Genomic DNA, 3,644 nt, shown 5'->3' with positions numbered 1-3,644 from the left:
ATAGGAGGGTCTTCCATGGACAGCTATAAAAAAGAACGCCGCCATTTTTATAATGAAATAAAAAATTTCTGGCCTGATTTGTATGGAGAAGAATACGCCCTTTATGATATTTCAACCATTGACGAGCCTGTTCTCCAAGAGATCAGGCTATGCACACACAGAGTAGGCAGAATATATTTTAAAGCATCTGAACTGTTAAGAAACGTTGATGATGAAACATTGAAAGATATGGGGTTTCCAGCAGAAACCCTTGCTTTCATCAGGCTTAAAACCATTCCGTTTGAAAGCGTGATTGCAAGGCTCGACCTGGTGAAGAACGGTCATTCTTATAAATGCATTGAAATTAATTCAGATACTCCCACATTTATTAAAGAGCTGTTTTACGTAAACGGTCTTGTTGCGAAGGAATTCAATCTGGATGATCCCAATGCTGGGATGGCGGAACAATTAGGAAAGGCTGTCCGAACGAGTGTAGCAGAATCAGCAAAATGGGTTCAAGAGGCGGAGCCTTATGTGGTTTTTACAGCCCATGAGGATAATATTGAAGATAAAAACACCGTTTTATACCTGCAGGAATTATATAGTCTTCCTGCAAAATTCATTCCTCTACATAAATTGATAATCGAACCTGGAAAAGGGCTGTATGATGAAAAAGGAAGGAAAATAGATATCCTTTATCGCCAAACCTTCCCAATCGAAAGCTTAATAGTCGACGAAGACAGCTCAGGGAATAAAATTGGACAATGGCTGATTCAGCTCGTACTTAGAAAAAAGCTAGCGATCATCAATCCGCCTTCCGCATTTCTACTTCAAAACAAAGCAGTCCAAGCCGTGATTTGGGGACTGCATGAAAACAATGATGATTTTTTCACGGAAGAAGAACATACCTGGATTCAGGAATATTTTTTGCCAACCTTTTTAGAGGCGGATCCCTTCATTAATAAGCAGAGAGCATATGTTAAAAAGCCGATTTTCGGCAGGGAAGGGGACACAGTTCAAATATTTGGTCCCGGAGGAAATCTTTTGGCTGAAGAACAACATAAGACATATTCAGAAGTTCCATCTATTTTTCAAGAATACGTTGAACTGCCTAGAACCAGTTATCTAAGCGAAACAGGAAGGAAAACTGGCCATCAGCTTATAGGGAGCTTCTTAATAAATGGCAAGCCATCTGCAATTGGTTTTCGAGTTGGCGGTGAGATTACCAACAACCTGTCATGCTATTTGCCTGCTGGGCTTTCCAAAGGGTAAGGAGGATCACTGATGTGGATTTTGCAAAAGTTTTTTTCTAAATTGATGAAAATCAGCCTATGGAAAATTATCTTGATGACAGCCTTGGTGATATTGTTAAGCAGTCTGGTCATGAAAACGCTCGAACCAGAAACCTTTCCAAGGTTCATGGATGCTTTATGGTGGACAATGACAACCGTTGTCACCGTGGGTTACGGAGATTTTTCACCTAGCAGCGATATAGGCAGGATTTTCACCATGCTGCTCCTTTATACCATCGGCATAGGAGCAATGGGCGTCATTATTGGAAAAATTTTCGAAAGCTTAACCCTTTATAAAAAAATGAAGGAGGAAGGAAAGTTGGCTTATAAAGGAAATGGACATTATATTCTCATTGGGTCCTCACGGGATAAGTTAACAAATGTCGTCGATGAAATACTTAGTGCTAACAAAAAGTGTGATATTGTAATCGTTGACCATAGCAATGAATCACCTGTACAGCACGATCGTGTCCATTTTGTAAGCGGAAACCCTGCCGAGGAAGAAGTGTTGATGCAGGCTAATATTCTTGAATCGAAATCCGTAGCAGTATTTACAGACGATCGTATAGATTTGCCAGAATATGCAGATGGAAAGACACTTTTGATTGCCTCTAGAGTTGAACATATTTCTAAGCATTATCATAAAAATTTATATACCATTGCTGAAATCATGAAGGAAAAACATATCGCTTTATTTGAACATGCAAATGTTGATGAATTTATTTTATCCAACGAATCCGTTTCTAAGCTAATGGCACACGCTGCGATTTTCCCTGGGTCAAGCAGGCTTTTCAAACAATTACTAAGCAATACAGAGGGGGAAAACCTGTACGAAATCGGTAAAAGACCTCATTGGAATACGTATAAAGACGCCGCTATGGAACTCTTTGATTTAGGAGCCACACTCATTTCAGATGGCCATGCTCTTGATGTTGCAAGGAAGCATAACGAACAGATTCCGGATGGGACAAAAATGTTTGTTATTTGTGATGAAGAAACATATATAAAAATCAGCAGGTAGGCATTTATTCTTATTATTATTAAAAATGTAAAAAAGATTCCTTATTAAAGTTTAAAAATCATTTATACGGATATAATAATCACGCAAGGTTAAATTGCAATTTTTTTAAAAGGCTAGGAGGCAACAATAGTGGAACGTGGTAAAGTAAAATGGTTTAACAGTGAAAAAGGCTTTGGATTCATTGAGCGTGAAGGCGGCGAGGATGTATTCGTACACTTCTCAGCTATCCAGGGCGATGGTTACAAATCTTTAGATGAAGGTCAAGAAGTTACTTTTGAAGTTGAATCAGGTCAGCGTGGCCCGCAAGCGACAAACGTACAGAAAGCCTAACTAAGGATACCTAAAACAGACTCACATTGCGGAGTCTGTTTTTTTGATGTCAAATATTTTTTTCAGAAAAAAAGAACACATCATGGATGTGTCCCAACTATAGTCCAAAAAAGGAACTTATAAAACTTCGCTTTTTCAATTTCCTAATAGAGGATACTGGAGAAAATAACGCCTTATTTTCCTCCTTGGCTGGTTCTTCAAGATGTGCTGCCGCCTGCTGCATGCCTTCAATCATCTCGTTTAATCTGGTGATCTCAGACTGCAGATCTTCAATTTCCCGTCTATGCTGCAGAATCTGATAGGAAACGACATCATCTGCTTTTCCGTTTAACTTGTTCTCAAGGTAATCCATCCTCTGCAAAAGCTGTTCAGCTCTCGCATCACTTTGGGGTGCTGCTACTGTCGCTTTCCGCGGCTTTTTACCTTTCAACTTTAGATCCTGCAGCAATACTCCATTGTTCAGCTGCTCCTGAATATCCTTTAGTACCTCAATGCTTTCCTCTGAGAATTGATAATGCCCTAATTCAGTCCGTTCCATCTGAAGGTTCGCCTGCTTTACCCACCGTTGAATGGTACTCGGTGAAACTCCAAGCATCTTAGCCACTGCGCTAGTATTCATCCTGATCCCTCCTTGTTAATAAAAGGTTTCGCTGCTGAATTCTTTTATCCTGTACAGTTGACAAAACTAGTTTTTATTCGGCAAAGAAAGTGCATATATAACAGGATTTTCTCGCCAACGGTCTGGAACCCTATTATTTTAAGTACATGAATTTATAAGAAAGCGATGAAAGGGAGGAATTACCCGATCCTGTATATTAACAGACAACATTAATAGTAGTTTTTGTTATCGGAAAAATTTTAAATGAAAATTGCGAAACTTTTTCTGGCAAACGATGGTAATATTGTTATAACGAATGAAGAGGGTGAGATACACATGAAATTTCAAATGTTATTTAGCAAGCCAGTCATCATTACAGTCATATTCGGACTTATATATGTTGGGTTTTTGCACATTAAAATCG

Annotated in this window: 4 protein-coding genes; 3 read left to right on the top strand and 1 reads right to left on the bottom strand. The window is 39.0% G+C overall.

Features of this window, described 5'->3' with window-relative positions:
* Positions 1–15 precede the first annotated feature (15 nt).
* The 3 genes from WB217_RS16390 (at position 16) to WB217_RS16380 (ending at position 2,622) form a co-directional block, all read left to right on the top strand.
* Positions 16–1,251, top strand: coding sequence for a glutathionylspermidine synthase family protein (locus WB217_RS16390; RefSeq protein ID WP_423994336.1), 1,236 nt, complete (start codon positions 16–18; stop codon positions 1,249–1,251).
* 12 nt (positions 1,252–1,263) lie between these two features.
* Positions 1,264–2,292 carry an ion channel gene (locus tag WB217_RS16385; RefSeq protein ID WP_423994335.1) on the top strand — a complete coding sequence of 343 codons (1,029 nt, stop codon included), beginning with the start codon at positions 1,264–1,266 and terminating at the stop codon, positions 2,290–2,292.
* 129 nt (positions 2,293–2,421) lie between these two features.
* Positions 2,422–2,622: a cold-shock protein gene (locus WB217_RS16380; protein WP_423994334.1), complete on the top strand. Its 201-nt coding sequence runs from the start codon at positions 2,422–2,424 to the stop codon at positions 2,620–2,622.
* Between the two features lie 97 nt (positions 2,623–2,719).
* Here WB217_RS16380 and WB217_RS16375 read toward each other — a convergent pair whose 3' ends face one another.
* Positions 2,720–3,241: a MerR family transcriptional regulator gene (locus tag WB217_RS16375; protein WP_423994333.1), complete on the bottom strand. Its 522-nt coding sequence runs from the start codon at positions 3,239–3,241 to the stop codon at positions 2,720–2,722.
* Between the last annotated feature and the right edge of the window lie 403 nt (positions 3,242–3,644).

This window comes from Mesobacillus sp. (assembly GCF_049588175.1).
Taxonomy (GTDB): domain Bacteria; phylum Bacillota; class Bacilli; order Bacillales; family Cytobacillaceae; genus Mesobacillus.
Note: the sequence above shows the minus strand (reverse complement) of the source record. Positions and strands in the feature narration are given on the sequence as shown.